14 protein-coding genes are annotated in these 17,161 nt (G+C 39.8%); 1 reads left to right on the top strand and 13 read right to left on the bottom strand.

The features are described from left to right. The first annotated feature begins 96 nt into the window (after window positions 1–96). The gene (locus ACFSTG_RS11675; protein WP_380752894.1) at window positions 97–852 is read left to right on the top strand and encodes a tyrosine-protein phosphatase; all 756 of its coding nucleotides are present in this window, start codon (window positions 97–99) and stop codon (window positions 850–852) included. Here the strand turns inward: ACFSTG_RS11675 and ACFSTG_RS11670 are convergent. From ACFSTG_RS11670 to ACFSTG_RS11610, 13 genes are all read right to left on the bottom strand, one after another. Continuing rightward, complete coding sequence (locus ACFSTG_RS11670; RefSeq protein WP_380752891.1) at window positions 833–3,229, bottom strand: GumC family protein; 2,397 nt, start codon at window positions 3,227–3,229, stop codon at window positions 833–835. The genes ACFSTG_RS11675 and ACFSTG_RS11670 overlap by 20 nt on opposite strands. Before the next feature lie 5 nt (window positions 3,230–3,234). After that, window positions 3,235–3,996: a polysaccharide biosynthesis/export family protein gene (locus ACFSTG_RS11665; protein ID WP_380752888.1), complete on the bottom strand. Its 762-nt coding sequence runs from the start codon at window positions 3,994–3,996 to the stop codon at window positions 3,235–3,237. A gap of 49 nt (window positions 3,997–4,045) precedes the next feature. Further along, on the bottom strand, window positions 4,046–6,034 hold the full coding sequence (locus ACFSTG_RS11660) for a nucleoside-diphosphate sugar epimerase/dehydratase (RefSeq protein ID WP_380752885.1): 1,989 nt from the start codon (window positions 6,032–6,034) through the stop codon (window positions 4,046–4,048). A 17-nt stretch (window positions 6,035–6,051) separates the two neighbouring features. After that, window positions 6,052–7,203 carry a DegT/DnrJ/EryC1/StrS family aminotransferase gene (locus tag ACFSTG_RS11655; protein ID WP_380752882.1) on the bottom strand — a complete coding sequence of 384 codons (1,152 nt, stop codon included), beginning with the start codon at window positions 7,201–7,203 and terminating at the stop codon, window positions 6,052–6,054. Further along, window positions 7,190–7,807: an acetyltransferase gene (locus ACFSTG_RS11650; RefSeq protein ID WP_380752879.1), complete on the bottom strand. Its 618-nt coding sequence runs from the start codon at window positions 7,805–7,807 to the stop codon at window positions 7,190–7,192. The genes ACFSTG_RS11655 and ACFSTG_RS11650 overlap by 14 nt, the downstream gene beginning before the upstream one ends. Further along, window positions 7,808–8,413 (bottom strand): sugar transferase, encoded by a 606-nt coding sequence (locus tag ACFSTG_RS11645; RefSeq protein WP_380752876.1) that lies wholly within the window; start codon window positions 8,411–8,413, stop codon window positions 7,808–7,810. A gap of 37 nt (window positions 8,414–8,450) precedes the next feature. Next, complete coding sequence (locus tag ACFSTG_RS11640; protein ID WP_380753757.1) at window positions 8,451–9,617, bottom strand: glycosyltransferase family 4 protein; 1,167 nt, start codon at window positions 9,615–9,617, stop codon at window positions 8,451–8,453. A 264-nt stretch (window positions 9,618–9,881) separates the two neighbouring features. After that, window positions 9,882–10,664 (bottom strand): hypothetical protein, encoded by a 783-nt coding sequence (locus ACFSTG_RS11635; RefSeq protein WP_380752873.1) that lies wholly within the window; start codon window positions 10,662–10,664, stop codon window positions 9,882–9,884. A gap of 329 nt (window positions 10,665–10,993) precedes the next feature. Beyond that, complete coding sequence (locus ACFSTG_RS11630) at window positions 10,994–11,938, bottom strand: hypothetical protein (RefSeq protein ID WP_380752871.1); 945 nt, start codon at window positions 11,936–11,938, stop codon at window positions 10,994–10,996. Window positions 11,939–12,487: 549 nt separating this feature from the next. Then, window positions 12,488–13,447, bottom strand: coding sequence for a polysaccharide deacetylase family protein (locus ACFSTG_RS11625; protein WP_380752868.1), 960 nt, complete (start codon window positions 13,445–13,447; stop codon window positions 12,488–12,490). A 156-nt stretch (window positions 13,448–13,603) separates the two neighbouring features. Then, entirely contained in the window at window positions 13,604–14,509 is a 906-nt protein-coding gene (locus ACFSTG_RS11620; RefSeq protein ID WP_380752865.1) for a hypothetical protein, read from the bottom strand. Between the two features lie 297 nt (window positions 14,510–14,806). Then, entirely contained in the window at window positions 14,807–15,730 is a 924-nt protein-coding gene (locus tag ACFSTG_RS11615; protein WP_380752862.1) for a GNAT family N-acetyltransferase, read from the bottom strand. Window positions 15,731–15,989: 259 nt separating this feature from the next. Continuing rightward, window positions 15,990–17,096: a glycosyltransferase gene (locus tag ACFSTG_RS11610; RefSeq protein WP_380752860.1), complete on the bottom strand. Its 1,107-nt coding sequence runs from the start codon at window positions 17,094–17,096 to the stop codon at window positions 15,990–15,992. Window positions 17,097–17,161 lie beyond the last annotated feature (65 nt).

Below are 17,161 nucleotides of genomic sequence, written 5' to 3'. Positions count from 1 at the left end.
TACTTTAAAATTCATGAAGTAAAAATAACATAGTTATTTGTAATCCAAACGCAGTAGGAATAAAAACTGTAATTTTATAATTCCTAAAAAGAGTATATGCTTTCAATTTTCAAGAAGAAGTTTTATTTAAAAGATCAGCTGGAAGGGTTTATCGATATACACAACCATATTTTACCGGGAATCGATGACGGTGCAGCCGAAGTTGAAGATTCCCTGAATTTGATCCATAAATTTAAGGAAATGGGGGTAAGTAACTTTGTCGCCACCCCTCATATTATGAATGATTATTATCCCAATACCCCTTTTACTATAAATGCAGCACTTGATAAGTTAAGAATAGCACTGGAAGGATCAGGTATCTCAGATGTACAGGTAAAAGCAGCCGCTGAGTACATGATGGATCATTCCTTTATGGAACTATTGGAACAGGAACCTCTTTTATGTTTACATCAAAACTACGTACTGGTAGAGATGTCCTATTTCCAGGCCCCAATAAATTTGAATGAGATCCTTTTTACCTTACAAACAAAACAATATAAGCCGGTTTTGGCGCATCCTGAAAGATACGCGTACTTACACTCAAAAAATCTGGAAAGATATGAGGATCTGAAACGCAGGGGGTGCCTTTTTCAACTGAATATCTTAAGCTTAATAGGGCATTACGGTTCCAATATACAGAAAGCCGCTTTCGCTCTTCTCGACAAAGGGATGATCGACCTTATTGGCACCGACACCCATCAGGAAAGACATCTGGAAAAACTTGCAAATGCCCGGCTACCAAAAAAGAGGATAGAACAGGTGATTCCGGTTATTGAGAGAACCAAAGAACTATTTACACCTGCTTTTTCCTGAACCTTTTCCTGAAAAAAGCTGTTAAACCTTTTTCTTCGTCTACACCATACCCATAGCCATAACCATAGGAATATCCATATTTTGCACCATAGGAAAACTTGGAATAATCCACATCATTCAGTACGATCGCAAGACCTTTTAATTTTCCCTGTTGCTTGAGGTCTTTTGGGAAATCCAGAAGTTTCTTTTCAGTATATCCTGCCCTTGTCACGTAGATAGTAGTATCTGCCAACGGACTGATCAATAAGGTATCTGTTACGATCATAGTTGGAGCAGTATCAACTATAATGAACTCATAATTCTTTTCCAGATCCTTCAGTAAAACCTTCATACGGTCATTCATGAGCAGTTCTGCAGGATTGGGAGGAATCGCTCCTGAAAAGATCATATCTACCGGGATATTATCCTGGAGGGAAGGATTAATAATATTCTCTGACTGTATTTCATGATCATACAGATAATCTGAAAGTCCTTTGGTTTCCAGGGGTTGATCTGAGAATTTATGGAGTTTTGGGTTTCTTACGTCAGCGCCTATCAAAAGAACCCTTTTTCCTGTACTGGCCAGGGTGCGGGCGAGGTTAAAGGATATGAAGGTTTTACCCTCCCCTTTAATGGTGGAGGTGACAAAAATAACTTCAGCTTTTTCCCGGTTACGGGACTGGACGAGATAGGCAAGGTTGGTTCTCAAAATTCGGAATGATTCGGCTAACGGCGAACGATCATTCACCTGTATCACTTCTGAATCCTCTCCTGCCACTCTGGGTATTTCCCCAAGGAACGGTATATTTTTGGTAAGGGTTTGCAGATCCCCCTTGTGATGTACCTTGGTATCCAAAAAGTTAATGCTAAAAATTACCAAAAGCGGGATTAAAAGGCCAATCACGCCTCCACCTGCAAGAACAACCCAGGGTTTAGGATCCACCGGCTGATTATAGGTAAATGCAGGATCAATTACTTTGGCTACCGGGGAGGTTGCCGCAAAGGAAATAGCCGATTCTTCCCTTCTTTGAAGCAAGAACAGGTATAACTGTTCTTTTATCTGCTGCTGCCGTTCGATACTCCTTATCCCTTTTTCCAAGCCCGGAAAGGTACTGAACTGACCTTCAGCCTGCCGGTCCAGTTGATTTAGTTCCCTTAGCTGAATGTTTATTGACCGCCTGGTGCTGCTTATATTATCCAGCAAATTTTCCCTGAGGGAATCCAATTGATCTGTAAGGGTTTCAACTACCGGGTTCTTTGTGGTCCCTGTTTTCAAGTATGCGTTTCGTTCCAGAACCAGGGTGTTGTAACTGCTAATAAGACCTGAAATACTTCCTTCTTCTATTCCCATATTGGCGGGTAGCAAATTGTAAGGTTCAGAGGAGGTCAGAGCATCTTCTACAGATTCAAGGATCATTAACTGGGTTTCCAATTCAAAGATCTGTTGCTCAGCCATAGAAGATTTAGACATATATTGTCCTGCGCTACTCCCAACATCCATGATCCGGTTTTCCCGTTTAAAATCGGCTATTCCTCCCTCCACAGAATCGAGTTCTTCTGAGATCAGGATCAGTCTTTCCTGGATGAAATCTGCCGTATTTTCAGCTACCTGCCGTTTATCGGCAACACCATCCGCATTAAAATGGAACATAAGAGTATTCAGAAAGTCCTGGGATTTTTCGGGCACTTCTCCGGTAATTGAGAGGGAAAGTATATCCTGGGCTTTACCTTTGGGAGTGATCGCCATTCTGGCTATATAGTCATTGGCTGCCTCTCTCAGGGGAACAACCCTAACATTTACAGTATTCGTAGATCTGGAACTATCCCCGGTCAGGGAAATGATAAAATCCAATCCTCCTAAATTCACAGGATCCCCAAAATTATGCACCCTGGAATATCCTCTGCTTTCATCCATTAGTCGGTAAGTAGAAGGTGATTCGGGAATTACGTTCAGGTTTAAATAATTACTATGGACCTCTTCGGGAGAGGAAAGAAATTTAATAGTGATAGGCGTATTTTTATAAGCTTCTACTGCGATCACATTCCCTTCAACAAAATAGGAGATATTAAGATCCAATGTATCCACAACATTTTCCACCAGCCGTTTGGACCGTAAGGTCTCGATCTGGTTATCAAGGGAATTATTTCCTATGGCGAGGAGGGAAGCTCCTCCTGAAGGAAGGGCCCCTACCACTCCGTTTTCAGCATCAGATAGGATCATCATGGAGGCTTCTGTAGGATAATTCGGAATGGTGTAACGATTATACAACCAGGCTAAGATTAGCCCCACAAGACATCCCAGAACGATCCATTTCCAATGCGTGAGATATTTATAGATCTCTGCCTTCAGGTCAAAATTTGATTCTTCTTTTTCAGAAAACTCTTCCAGTTCTTCCATAAATCTTATCGGCTAAACAGTATAAATAAACTAAAGGCGGTGGTCAAAATAGAAACCAATCCTTGCCAGCTGGTAATGAACCCGGCAGATTTAACCTTTCTGTAGGTAGGTTCAACGTAAACTATATCATTTTGTTTGAGGTAGAAATACGGGTTTTGAAAAACCTTCGCATTAGTAAGATCCACCCGGCCATACTCCATTTTTCCATCGTTATTCCGAATGACGAGAATATTATTTCTTTTCCCGTCGTAGTTTATATCCCCTGACATTGCAATTAATTGAGGGATAGAGATCCTTTCATCTGGAACTTCAATAACACTACTCCCGGTCTCCCCCAATACGGTGACCTTGAAATTCACGATCCGAACCCTTACCACCGCATCAGTTACATACTCTTTTATTTCAGTCGTCAACATCTCTTCTACTTCTCCCCGTGTTTTTCCCAATACATTTACAACTCCAAGTACCGGAAATTTGATATTCCCTTCTGCATCTACAAGGTAACCGTTAAGGGCAGCGCTGTTACTTCCACCTCCTCCGCTATTCTGCTGACTTCCAAGATCCATTCTGAAAGGTTCCACAAGGTCTTCATTCAGGGAGGATACGTTGATGCTTAATACGTCATTCTCTTCGATCCTGGGTTCAAAATTTTCAGGTTGCTGCATGTTTTGCAACTTTTCAATATCCTGAAAATAAACGATCTCTTTTCTGGTGGAACAACTTGCCAGGGTTATGAGGGATATAAAAATAAATAGGATTCTTTTCATAAGATATTTTAGGAGGCAGAAAGAAATACTATTTTTCCTTCTAAAAAATTTAACTGATCTTTTTCTGTTGATTTTCGGGTTCAGGTTCCTTATCCAATAGAGAAAAGGAGGAGTTATTACTTTTAAATTCGGGAACCAGCAGCTTAAGCTTTGCCACAACTTTGTCACTTTTAAGTTTTGTGGCCGATTTTATTATAGTTTCAATAGAGGTATTGATCTCCTCATAATTTCCCGGTTGATCCTGAACTATCATGATCTTCTTATGATGGGTAGGCAGGGTTTTACTCTTATCGCTCAACAATTCCTCAAAAAGTTTTTCGCCGGGCCTTAAGCCGGTGATCTTTATTCCTATTTGTTTGTCGGGGATATATCCTGCCAGTTTGATCATTTTGATCGCGAGATCCATGATCTTTACAGGCTCTCCCATATCAAAAATAAAGATCTCCCCTCCTTTCCCCATTGCTCCGGCTTCCAACACAAGCTGGCATGCTTCAGGAATGGTCATAAAGTATCTTATGATATCGGGATGGGTGATGGTCACCGGACCTCCTTTTTCAATCTGTTTTCTGAACAATGGAACTACAGAACCGTTAGATCCCAGTACATTTCCGAAACGGGTGGTGATGAATCTGGTCTTGTTCCCTTCTTCGAGTTCACCGGAGTTGTGATAGAGGGATTGCACGTACATTTCGGCAGCCCTTTTGGAAGCTCCCATTACATTTGTAGGGTTCACCGCTTTATCTGTAGATACCATCACAAAATGCCCTACCTTATATTCTACAGCAAGGTCTGCGAGGTTCTTGGTACCCTGTATGTTCACAAAAACAGCTTCGTGTGGGTTCTCCTCCATAAGAGGCACATGTTTATATGCAGCGGCATGGTAGATCACATCTATAGCTCTTCTTTTAAGCAGTAACTCTAATCGTGCCCGATTACCCACGTCACAGATGATACATTTAAAATTAAGGTCAGGGAATTTCGCACGCATCTCGAGTTGCAGGTTATGTAAGGGGGTTTCAGCCTGATCCAGAATAAGCAGACTTTTAGGCTGATATTCTGCTACCTGTCTTACTATTTCGCTTCCTATGGATCCTGCACCGCCGGTTACCAGGATAGTTTTCCCTGTTAACTGCTCCCTTTTATTCTCCTTGTTGAGCAAGATAGGTTCCCGGTCAAGAAGATCTTCGATCTGCAGGGATTTCACCTTATGGGAAACGGTTTTTTCATCTTCATATGAAGAAACGATAGGTGCATTAAAAACCTGGATGTCGTTTTCGAGGCAATCTTCCACCACCGCAAATTTTTCTTCGGCAGTGAGGGTATTCTCTGAAAGAATAAGAGCTGTAGCTCCCAGAGCCTTTGCTTCCTGACTTATTTTGAGTCCGTTGTAGATCACAGGTTTATTCATGATCCTGATATTCCTTCTGGTGCTGTCATTGGTTATAAAACCTCTGATATCGAACCTTTTGGGATGTTCAATCTCAAGAGCACCTGCAATAGAAATGGCATTTTCATCGGCCCCAAAGATCACCGCCTTTTGCAGGTTTTGATTCCTTTGGGTCCTTTTAAAGTATTCATATACCTGTTTAACTGTTAAACGGAACAGGAAAAGTAAAGAAAAAGAGATCAGGAAGTAAAAGATAAGACCAGCTACCAGGTAAATCTTTTCCCCAATCAAAAGAAAGGTTGCGTAATTTATGAACAGCAGGGTGAGAAAAGTACTGAAACAGGCCAGCATGATCTTAAGAGCGTCAACATAAGAGGAATGTCTTATCAAACCTGCATAAGTCCTGAAAATAAAAAAGAACAGGGTATTGACCGTAATGACCAGCAACATACGCTGGGGAACACTCAGGTATTCATAGAAATTGACAGTGAGATCCCTTAAGGCAATGATGGTAAGAAGATCGGCAATAATTATTATAGAGATATCTATGCCCAGTATTGCCCACCGGGGCAGGTACTTGATATTCCTGATATCAAGCCGGTTCTCGGGGGACAAAATTTGTTGTAATGCTTTGTTCAGCTTTTTACCCATACAAGAGCTTTATAGGATCAATTTTCTTTACTTACCGTAAAAAATTCTGTTATTGCTTCAGCGATACGGGTTTTATCATCTTGTGATAAATTCGAACCTGAAGGTAAACAAAGACCCTTTTCAAAGGCTTCAGCAGCTACACTACTTCCATAGAAAGGTGCACTTTTAAAAACCGGTTGCAAATGCATTGGTTTCCAAAGTGGCCTGCTTTCAATATTTTTCTTCTCCAGATGCAGTCTTAATTCTTCCGAAGTAAAACCACTTTCCTGTTTATCTATGGTAATAACCGTAAGCCAGTGGTTACAAAAGTAAGTATTTTTAGGTTCACTGAATATATTTACTCCTTTTACCTCCTCAAAAAGAGCTTGATAAAATTTATGCATTTCCCGCCGCGCCTCTACATGCTGGTCGAGCACCTGCATCTGGCCTCTTCCAATTCCCGCACAAATATTGCTCATTCTGTAGTTATAACCAATCTCACTGTGCTGATAGTGGGGCGCATTATCCCTGGCCTGTGTTGCCAGGAAAACGGCTTTTTCTTTCTGTTTCTGATCTTTGGTCACTAAAGCCCCTCCTCCGGATGTTGTAATGATCTTATTGCCGTTAAAGGAAAGTATGGCAAGGTCACCAAAAGTGCCGCATTTCTGCTCTTTGTAACTGCTACCCAATGCCTCGGCACTATCTTCTATGACGGGAATGTCATATTTTTTGGCCACTGCATGAACTTCTTCTATTTTATAAGGCATGCCGTATAGATGTACCGCAATGATAGCTTTAGGTTTCTTTCCTTGCTCCATACGGTCAATGATTGCTTCCTCCAAAGCTCCCGGACAAATATTCAGGGTTTCCGGCTCGCTGTCAATGAATACCGGAGTGGCTCCCTGGTAAATTATTGGATTGGCTGACGCCGCAAAAGTAAGGCTCTGGCACAGTACCTCGTCTCCCCTTTCTACACCTAATAAAATCAGGCCTAAATGCAAAGCTGCCGTTCCGGAACTTAATGTCGCGACCTTTACATCCTCCTGAAGGTATTTCTGAAGGTCTTCCTCAAACCCGTTGACGTTAGGTCCCAAAGGAGCAATCCAATTTTGGTTGAAGGCTTCATCAATAAACTTTCGTTCATTCCCACCCATGTGTGGGGAGGACAACCATATTTTATCGTTGTTCATTTTCCTCATTCTTATATTTAATGATCTTTCCCGGATTTCCTACAACAGTTGCATTATCGGGAACGTCTTCTATTACTACTGCTCCGGCTCCAACAGTAGCCCATTTTCCGATCTTGATCCCGGGTATGACCACTGCCCCAATTCCAATATGAGACCCCTCTCCTACTACCACTCCGCCGGCCAGGGCAGCATTGGGGGAAATATGGACATAATTCCCCAAAACACAGTCGTGCTCAACAGTGGCCCCGGTATTTATTATACAATTCTTTCCAATGATAGTATCGGCATTGATGGAAGCGTTAGCCATAACTACTGTACCTTCTCCAAATTCCACGGTTGGATCTACAGCGGCTGCGGCATGATAGATGGCTTTAAAAATTGGGCCATCGAGCCTGTCTACTACCTTTTTTCTTATTTCATTATCACCTATGGTCACTAATGTACCCCTGCGTAAAACTTCGGGTCCAAAAGAACTAATTACAGGATAATCATATAAGCCTGTGATGGCAGGATTATCATCCAGGACATAGTGTATCTCCTCCATTCGGGAGTGGATAATATCAATAACCACTTTTGCATGGCCGCTGGCTCCGTATAGATTCATTTAATTATTTCCGTTATAAGGTTCTGTAGTTGCCATATTCGCTGTATTTATTCCTTCAGAGATCAGCACTTTCCTGAAGGTTCTAAAAAGTATTTTAAGGTCGAGGCCAAAAGACAGGTTTTCCACATACCATACATCATATTCAAATTTTTGGTTCCAGCTAATAGCATTTCGGCCATTTACCTGTGCCCATCCGGTTATTCCGGGTCTTACCTCATGTCTTCTCATCTGTCTCTCATTGTATAGCGGAAGGTATTCCGGAAGCAATGGACGTGGGCCAATCAAACTCATATCACCTTTCAAAACGTTGAACAGCTGCGGGATCTCGTCTACGGAAGTCTTTCTTACAAACCTGCCAACGGCCGTTAAACGCTCAGAATCCGGCAGTAATTTCCCCTCATTATCCTTTTCATCGGTCATAGTTTTAAACTTCACGATCCTGAAGATCTTACCATTCTTACCGGGCCGGCGTTGCAGGAAAAATGGATTTCCCCCGTTAGCAAATGCCAGCAGTAGTACGAACATGAGCAGAAAGGGACTCAGGATCAACAAAGCCGATAATGCAACCGTAAAATCTATAATGGGCTTAAAAAATTTTCTGTACATATACAGTAAGTCAGGACATTTTCCCCGGGCTGCTAAATTAGTTTTTTGAAATTTCCTGCTCCAAGGTTTTGTATTCCTTTAACAAAATTTCCCAGAATTCCTTCCGCTCATAGTGTTCACAGATCATTTCACGGCTATTTTGTGAAAGTATCTTTCTGAGTTCAACATCTGTTACCAGTTTTTCCATCGTGGTATAGAGACTTTTCCCAGATTTAGCCGGAATAATGAGTCCGTTGATCTCATTGGAAATAATTTCATTGCAGCCATTGATATCACTCACGATAGAAGGTATCCTCATTGCCCCTGCCTGCATTACCACATTCGGAAAACCTTCCCGATAGCTCGGAAAGGCCAACACATCTGAAATTGCCAGAAATGGTCTGACATCAATTTGATAGTCGGTGGTAATAATTTTTGGATGGTTTTCAATCAATTTTAATGTAGAGGGAGAGAGCGGATCCAGTTCTTCTTCGAAAGGACCTACGAGAAGCAGGCTAACATCCGGATGTTTTAATTGAAGTTCATTGAAGGCCGAAACCAGTTCATTTATACCTTTTTCTGACACCAGGCGACCAATAAAAATAAACACCAGGTCTGCTTCAGTGATCTTCCATTCTTTTCGCAGAGCGGTTTTATCTTCTTCAGAATATCGCCGTGGATCGAAATATTCTGTATCTATTCCGTTGGAACTTCCCTTTCCCAGGATCTTAAGTTTTTGCTCCTCCACAAAACCTTCCTTCAAAATAATTTCTTTCAGTCCACGCGAATTGGGATAAATTCTGGTGGCAAGGCTGTAGGTGAATTTCTCCACCTGCTCCAGGATCTTTCTTTTGGTTCCGGTGGTTTCCATCAGGGGCATACCTGCAACAGTATGCAATCTTACCGGCACCCCTGCCATCTTTGCCGCCAGCATTCCTACAATTCCAGCTTTCGGGGTATGGGTATGAACGATCAGGGGATTTTCCTTTTTTAAGAACCTGTACAATTTAAGGACAGCTTTCATGTCCTTTAGGGGAGTAATCGCACGGGTCATTTCTACATGAAAAGTTTTTACCCGGTTATCACGCCCATACCTGTCTAAACGTGCTTTTTCCGCCGAAACAGCAGTCACTTCATAATGATCGTTCATAAAGCTAAGCTGCCCTTCCAGAAGTTTTTCGAGGGAAAGGGGAACTGTCGTAATGCGGATAAGTTTGGGAGGCATTATTATTTTTGCCAAATATACCGATTTCTAAAAATACTTTTTTAGCTATTGGAGAAATAAAGGAGACTCTTTCGCGCAACAACCAAAAATCAAAGAGACAGAAGCCAAGATAGATTCTGAACAAATTAAATTCAGTGGCTATGAACAATTAATTCTTTTCAGACATTAGAAATTTTACATGAAGAGAAAATTATCCCAAATTAGGATAATATTGAAATAAGGCTGCTTTAAAGATAGCCTTAGATTGAAGTCCGAACTCTCCAGTTAATCTGGTACCACTATCATACTGAGCTCAACAGAATCAGAACAATCTCCTTCGGTTATAGTATAAGTTGTTGTATAGGCCCCGACACCGCTCCTTTTAAAATCATTGATCAAATACCAGATAGAAGGATCAAAGGTGCCATTACGGTTAACCCCCGGGTCTAACAAGCTTAAGTAAAGATTTCGTGCCTGGTCCACCCCAGAGATTTCATCGGCTTTAGATGAAGTAATTGTTTTCGATTTATTCTGACCCGCGTCAAACTCCTTACATGGTTTGTGGCAATCCTGGATCATATATTCAAAATAGGACCAATTCCCTGATTGCACATGATTATCCCCTGCCCAGGCGGTAATATTTCCCGCAGTACCGGAGAAACTTGAAATAGAGGCAATGGTAACTGAATCTGAATAATCAGAAAGTGGAAATTCATAAGTACGTTGGGTTACTCCGGACGAAAAAGACTCATTAATTTTCATTTGGCCGGGAGGCAAATTCCCATTCCCTGTTAAAGGAAAATCATCAAGGTGATCCCCTACCTGGAGACGCACAGTGTTAAGTACATACCCACTGTTGGCAAGTATGGTCACATAAACTACCTCTTCATCATTCACCACCTCAATCACACCGGCATCTTCAAAGGGGTAAGAATCAGTTGCACAGCCGGTTCCTTCGACTACAGCGGAAAGATCCATTAAATAATTTTCGTTTGGCATTATCCCTTCGTCTTCTACAGAGCAGGATAGGAAGGTGAAGGCCATAAACAATAAGTATATTTTTTTCATAACAAATTGATTAAGTAATTATTAAACTTAATCAATGGCTATGAAAAAGAACGGAAATGGCGGAAATTTTCGATGTATCGAAGATCATAATCGACCAAATGCAGAATTCCATATCATTCAATGATTAAAAGAATTTGAAGGTAAAGGATTTATAAAATTTAGAAACGATCATTATGATTTAATTTAAATAATAACTTAAAACAAAATGTTTATAATCAATTTTTTTTTCTTAATTAAAAAAGGAGGGAAATTATTTTGACACCTTTCTCCTATAGATAAAATAACAAAGGCTGCACCGCAGCCTTTGTTTATAATCAGAGATTGGATTCTTATGAGTTGTCGGGTACAACTATGATACTGAGCTCAACTGAATCTGAACAATCTCCCTCTGTTATAGTATAGGTTGTTGAATAAGTTCCCGGACCAGTGTAGGAATTAATAAGACTCCAAATGGTTGGATCAAATTCTCCCTCACGCGAAACCCCTTCGCCTAATAAGTTTAAATAAAGGTTTCGCACCTGGTCCACACCAGTAATAGCATCGGCTTTAGATTGGGTAATAGTTCTTGAAGCATCAGCTCCTGCTGTTAAATCACAGGTGGGATCTGAGCTTCCGTTTGGAACCACCACAATAGTTAGCTCCACAGAATCTGAACAATCTCCCTCTGTTATAGTATAGGTTGTTGAATAAGTTCCAGGACCAGTATAAGAATTAATAAGACTCCAAATGGATGGATCAAATTCTCCCTCACGCGAAACCCCTTCGCCTAATAAGTTTAAATAAAGGTTTCGCACCTGGTCCACACCAGTAATAGCCTCGGCTTTAGATTGGGTAATAGTTCTTGAAGCATCGGCTCCTGCTGTTAAATCACAGGTGGGATCTGAGCTTCCGTTTGGAACCACCACAATAGTTAGCTCCACAGAATCTGAACAATCTCCCTCTGTTATAGTATAGGTTGTTGAATAAGTTCCCGGACCGTTATAGGAATTAATAAGACTCCAAATGGTTGGATCAAATTCTCCATCACGAGTAACTCCCTCTTCTAACAAGTTTAAATAAAGTTGTCGTACCTGGTCAACACCAGAGATAGCATCGGCTTTAGACTGGGTAATAGTTCTTGAAGCATCAGCTCCGGCGTTAACCGTGCTGCAGTCATCATTTTCTACTGCAGAGCCGGTTAAAGAATGTACATCGCCATATTCGAGATAGCTGTCATCTTCTACAGAACAGGAATAAATCAAGGCGACCATCAACAATAAGTAAATTTTTTTCATAACAATTTGATTTGGTTTCTATTACCTTAAATTTAATCAATCGTCATGGGGAAAAAAGAAGGTGAATTTAGTTTTCGATGAACTTAGTTTACGTCCGACAAAGTGCAGAAAATTAAAATCTTTTTAGAAAAATTAGGAGGCCTTTTGGAGGAAAGTGATTTCCAAAATTGTAGGCAATTGGCTTAATATTATTAAAAGGAACTGTTAAGGCAAAATAAATGTAGTCAAATTCGTTCGGAGGACTTGCGGAAAAATGGTTTTCTCAATAATTATTTACATTTAAAGCGGAAGATTAGTACCCCACCTGCCTTATAATCTAATGCATATTACCCTGAAATTAGTTAAAAAAGCGGTCATCTAAAGCCAGAAAAATAGTATATCCAATCCACCTTTATTTTAAACCTTAATTATGTCAGCTGAAACTCCATTTTTAGTGGAGATAATAAGAAATTTATTATCATTTAACAGCCAAATCACTTTGGAGAATATCACATAGAGATATATCCGGTTTTAGATGAATAGCGCCGATTGATAGGATAATATCCTTGTTTACCTTTGATGTGAAGTAATTCCTGCCATATTGAATGATCCAAATTCAAATTTATTTTGACAGGATTTAAAATGTTTGAGTATAAAATCTAATTCCTCTAAGTTTTTTTCCGGATTACCACCAAAGTTATGTGGGTGCCACCAAAGATGATAAATTTCCTTATTCTTTGCCGCTTGGTTAATTTCAGATTGAATCCTTTGTACACGTTTTTTATCCAGAAAATTTCTCCCACTATGTGGTCTTAATAACCTGCTCGCTTTTTGACCGTGTAATTTCGGAATTAATTCAGGAATATTTTTGTAAGATTTATTTTTAAGGCCAAAATAAGCATCGCCGGTCCTGAATATTTTCTGCTGCAGACTATCTTTCTGGGTATTTCTCCAGTACCACACATCAGGGTTTGTTCTTACATTCTGTAGCCCGGTTTCTTTACACACTTGAAGATAGTCTTTATTATACTGATTTCTGGGAAAGACTAAAGACTTAAGTCTAATTGCGAATTTTTTAGCCAGCTCTTGTGATTTAAGCAGATCAGCTTTAAAACTCTCCAGGGACTGTCCAGGCTCCAGGCAGTAGTAGTGAGAGTAGGTATGAGACCCTACTTCCTGTCCCGGGGTTTCTATGATTCGCCTTATCAAATTAGGAGCAAAACAAAGTTCCTCAGTCTCTTTACTCTGAATTAACTTTCCATAACTATAAGCAGAAAGATTCTTATTTTCATATTCAGGCAGCATTTCGGGAAAATTCTGATTCCATTCATCCCAATTTTCATTAAATAACATTCCAACCGTGGCCCAGGTACACGAGACCTCATATTTCTCAAACAGCTGCAGGATCTCGGGAATGAGTTTTCGGGTATTTCGAAAATATTCTCTCTTCTCCCTCCACTCCACTTTATCAAAAACTCCCCAAAGCAGTTCAAAATCAAGTGAAATGACTAAAGCTCCGTTTTTGATCATAATAATTGGTTTATTAGATTAATTGGTGAATTAGGTTATTCCCAAATCTCCAACTCGTCCTTATGTCTCTTAATCCCTTTGGTCACAAACTCTTTGGCGCTGTCACTCCTCCGGTCTCCTCGGCCCCAGGTCCCCGATTCTCAGAGTCCCCTCTTCTCAGCTGGAAACCTCCATTCTTTCATTCTTTAATTTTCTGAAGAGTTTCAACCTCATGATCCTATCATACTTCTTCTGAGCCAAATAATAATAGATCACAAAGAATAAAAAATACATTACCATTGATTTCTGTCGCATAATAATACCCAGATTGGACATCACGAAAGCCATCGCCAGGGAAGCCAGAAAAAAAGTGGTTAAACTCATTTTTACGCTGATAGGTGAGTTCTTTAAGAATCTTAAAAAATCTTTATTTAATATTTTAATAAAAAGCAAAAGATAAATCAAATTTTCAACTGAAACTATAAGACCTAATACCCCTGGAGCATCCACGAATAACGGTCTGAACCAAAAGGTAAACAATTTAAACGGCAATGGATAATTTGCCATACCGACTCCTGAACCTGAAGAACTTAAATCTTCAGCTCTGTCAGTTGAAAAATCTTCAAAACCTTGTATTAAATCTTCAGATTCATTCAGACCGGCCATTCCTAAAATTGTGTCCTGAGCTAAAACTAAACTCCCAATCATTCCTACATAAACTAAAAGCTTTTTCCAAAAAGCAATTTTACCTTTACCTGTCATATAACCTACAACAGTACCCGCTGCAATGAATAAAAATACATGGGGCCTAATGTAATAAGTAATTAATGAACCAATCAGCAAAGCAACCCACCTACTCTTTGGTTTTTTAATAGCGTAAGCAAACATCATTAATGACATGAAAATTGGTGCACCTTTTCCTAAAGAGGCTGTCCAAAAGTGCATATTTGGAAGAAAAAGGACCAGAGATAAAAAATCAATATTTTTAAAAACTTTTATCTTAATGGGAATATTTTCCCTAAAAAACAAATAGGCATAGACAAAACCTACGAAACCAAACCAGGAGTATAATAACATCATCATTTCATAGTTGAAATTCAAAATGTTTATAAACGGCCAGGACATAAAATCAATAAAGGTAGTACTGGTACCAAAATAGTCCAGCCAGTTTTGGGACCAGGTAGGTCTATCATAATACATTACAGAATCAGACCGGGCAAACGAGGCATAAGTATAATATACTCCGAAGAAGAAAAGATGATAAAGAAAAAGGGAGTTCATTAATTTTTTGGAAAACCATTTATGCCGTTTCGAAAACGAGCTAAATAGTCCCTGATTAATAAGGAGAAGAAAAATTATTAAGACTAAGGTTCCTATCATTTAGAATAGTTCAAGGTCCCCTAAGCTATAAGACCAGGTTTTTAGGGTTAAAAATTCAAGTTGGTTAAGATTAATAGGTTTGTAAGTCAGAACCGGCCCGAAATTCCCAGTAATTCCCGCTTTAAAATTGATCTCCGCATCTGGTGACATTGTTAAAACAGCTGCTCCAGATGATTTTGCTAATTTTAGAATTACCAATTTTGCAGATTCCATTCCTGCCTTTAAAACAATAACTTCTGAAATCCTAAATTCATTAATTTTCCCCCTGTTTTTAATGTACCCTGCGATGAAATATTCCCTATCAAATATTACAACATAGTCCTGCAATGGATTATGAAGATAGCGCCATTTTATATAAGCTACATCTTTTGGGGTAAAAAGTCTATCGGCAGCCTTTAGTTGTTCAAAATGATTATTTAGGAGGTCTACAATGGCCTCTTCTTTACCTAAGGTTTTGTATTCTAGTTCTTTGTTTTTAAACCGTAGAATATTTAAAGGGCGTAAATGTATTTTTATCTTATCTACTTCTTCCCATCCCATTTTAATATAACCCGGCTTACTTTGTTCATTGGGAGTATTAAAAACAAAATGATCTCCACGCTCCCTCCCTATTTCCAAAGCTTTTAAAGTAAGTTTTTTAAAGATCCCCTTCCCCTGATGAGCAGGATGAGTTGCCGTATCTACCGCCCTAAAGGCGGAATAAACCTGGTCACCTTTTTGCCATTTCCATCGCATGAACGCCCGCACTCCAATTATTTCGCCCTCTTCTTCAGCTACCAGCACCAATGATTCTCCAAAGGGGTTATCTATATGTTTATACCTCCATACAGCTTCGGTCTTTTTTGAAGAAGTCTCTCCTAAACTTGCTTTTAAAACCTTTAGGATTTGTGGGATATCATTGTGAGTGGCTTCTCTTATGTGCATTCGTTAATTCGTTAATTCGGGATTCGTGAACCGGCTAATTAGTAATTAGTGATTTGTTAATTGGTATATCAGTTTTACATTTAGCAGATTAATTGACAAGTGATATTGCTGCCAGATCAAGTTATATAATAGTTCCCCAGTCTCCTAGTCCCCAAGCTTCCTTCTCCTCCGATCTCTTCGCCTCGATATCATCCGGTCCCCAATTCTCATAGTCCCCACGTCTCCCAGTCCCCTCTTCTCCTAGTCTCCCGGTCCCCAATTAGGTCACAAGATCACTATATATAACTTCCAGTTCATCCACCATCCTCCTCAGGCTAAAATTCTTCACAACCCTTTCCCTCGCAGCTTTTTTATATTTCATTAATTTTTCCGAATCATCTACCAGGATTTGGCAAAGGTCTGAAAGTTTTTTCCATTCTTCCACTTTACAGGTCAAGCCGTCCTGTTCATTCCTGACCACCTCCTTTATTCCACCGGCGTCTGAAGAGACAACAGCACATTCCATACTCATTGCTTCCAATAACGCAATAGGTAAGCCTTCAAAAGAAGAACTCATCATAAATATATCCATTGCTTCGAAATATGGTTTTACATCTGTTCTCAAGCCCGGAAAAAATACAAGATTTTCAAGCTCCAGCTCCTTCCATTCCTTTTTAATTTCTTCTTCCAAAGGTCCAGCTCCCACAATAATTCCATAAACGTTTGAATTCTTTTCCCGGATCTTTTTAATTACCTGCAACCATTCTACAAGCCTTTTCTGGAACCTGAAAACAGCCACATTCCCAATCACTATAGCGTCCTTAGGGATTCCCAGGTCTGATCGGATTCCGGATCCTCCTGATCTTTGAAAAGAATCTGTATTCACTCCATTCAATAAAGTTCGTACTGGAATATCTGGATGGATATTTTTCCTTATCGAATCAGTAACATCCTGCGATACCCCCAATGCCAGATTCTGAAAATTAAATGTTAGTTTATTAATGGTCTTTGTTGCGATATGATAGCGTTCCTGCATGTTATGCTCGGTGTACACCACGGGAATCCCGGTCTTTTTATGAACCATACGACCAACAAATCCCGCCCAGGGTAAATGACAATGAATCAAATCTACCTTATGCTCTTTACAATAAGATATAATTCTCTTATTTTGTAATACCAACCGGATATTATCTTTCGCCTCTAAGCAAGTCACTTTGCCTCCGGCATCTTTAATTGCTCCGACCATTTGATCCTTCCATGGTAAGAAATAGATATAATGAAACTCAAATCTTTCATAGTCATGAAGTTTAAGAGTCTCCGGAAGTAACATTTCTGCCCCTCCTCTTCCTAAAGATTTTATGATATGAAGTACTTTTATTTTAGCCATAATTTCTTTAAAGCCCCAAAGTTAAGCCAATCTGGACAGGCACCAAGATTTTAAAATATGATTAA

The sequence above is a fragment of the Salinimicrobium flavum genome, from assembly GCF_042684505.1.
Taxonomy (GTDB): domain Bacteria; phylum Bacteroidota; class Bacteroidia; order Flavobacteriales; family Flavobacteriaceae; genus Salinimicrobium; species Salinimicrobium flavum.
The sequence above is the reverse complement of the archived record's forward strand: the minus strand, read 5'-3'. Positions and strand labels throughout refer to the sequence as shown.

Excerpts from the sequence above, each read along its gene's own strand:
- ACFSTG_RS11650 (WP_380752879.1), bottom strand. The coding sequence starts at position 7,807 with ATGAATCTATACGGAGCCAGCGGCCATGCAAAAGTGGTTATTGATATT.
- ACFSTG_RS11610 (WP_380752860.1), bottom strand. The coding sequence starts at position 17,096 with ATGGCTAAAATAAAAGTACTTCATATCATAAAATCTTTAGGAAGAGGA.
- ACFSTG_RS11615 (WP_380752862.1), bottom strand. The coding sequence starts at position 15,730 with ATGCACATAAGAGAAGCCACTCACAATGATATCCCACAAATCCTAAAG.
- ACFSTG_RS11675 (WP_380752894.1), top strand. The coding sequence starts at position 97 with ATGCTTTCAATTTTCAAGAAGAAGTTTTATTTAAAAGATCAGCTGGAA.
- ACFSTG_RS11640 (WP_380753757.1), bottom strand. The coding sequence starts at position 9,617 with ATGCCTCCCAAACTTATCCGCATTACGACAGTTCCCCTTTCCCTCGAA.
- ACFSTG_RS11645 (WP_380752876.1), bottom strand. The coding sequence starts at position 8,413 with ATGTACAGAAAATTTTTTAAGCCCATTATAGATTTTACGGTTGCATTA.
- ACFSTG_RS11670 (WP_380752891.1), bottom strand. The coding sequence starts at position 3,229 with ATGGAAGAACTGGAAGAGTTTTCTGAAAAAGAAGAATCAAATTTTGAC.
- ACFSTG_RS11630 (WP_380752871.1), bottom strand. The coding sequence starts at position 11,938 with ATGAAAAAAATTTACTTATTGTTGATGGTCGCCTTGATTTATTCCTGT.
- ACFSTG_RS11655 (WP_380752882.1), bottom strand. The coding sequence starts at position 7,203 with ATGAACAACGATAAAATATGGTTGTCCTCCCCACACATGGGTGGGAAT.
- ACFSTG_RS11635 (WP_380752873.1), bottom strand. The coding sequence starts at position 10,664 with ATGAAAAAAATATACTTATTGTTTATGGCCTTCACCTTCCTATCCTGC.
- ACFSTG_RS11665 (WP_380752888.1), bottom strand. The coding sequence starts at position 3,996 with ATGAAAAGAATCCTATTTATTTTTATATCCCTCATAACCCTGGCAAGT.
- ACFSTG_RS11660 (WP_380752885.1), bottom strand. The coding sequence starts at position 6,034 with ATGGGTAAAAAGCTGAACAAAGCATTACAACAAATTTTGTCCCCCGAG.
- ACFSTG_RS11625 (WP_380752868.1), bottom strand. The coding sequence starts at position 13,447 with ATGATCAAAAACGGAGCTTTAGTCATTTCACTTGATTTTGAACTGCTT.
- ACFSTG_RS11620 (WP_380752865.1), bottom strand. The coding sequence starts at position 14,509 with ATGATGATGTTATTATACTCCTGGTTTGGTTTCGTAGGTTTTGTCTAT.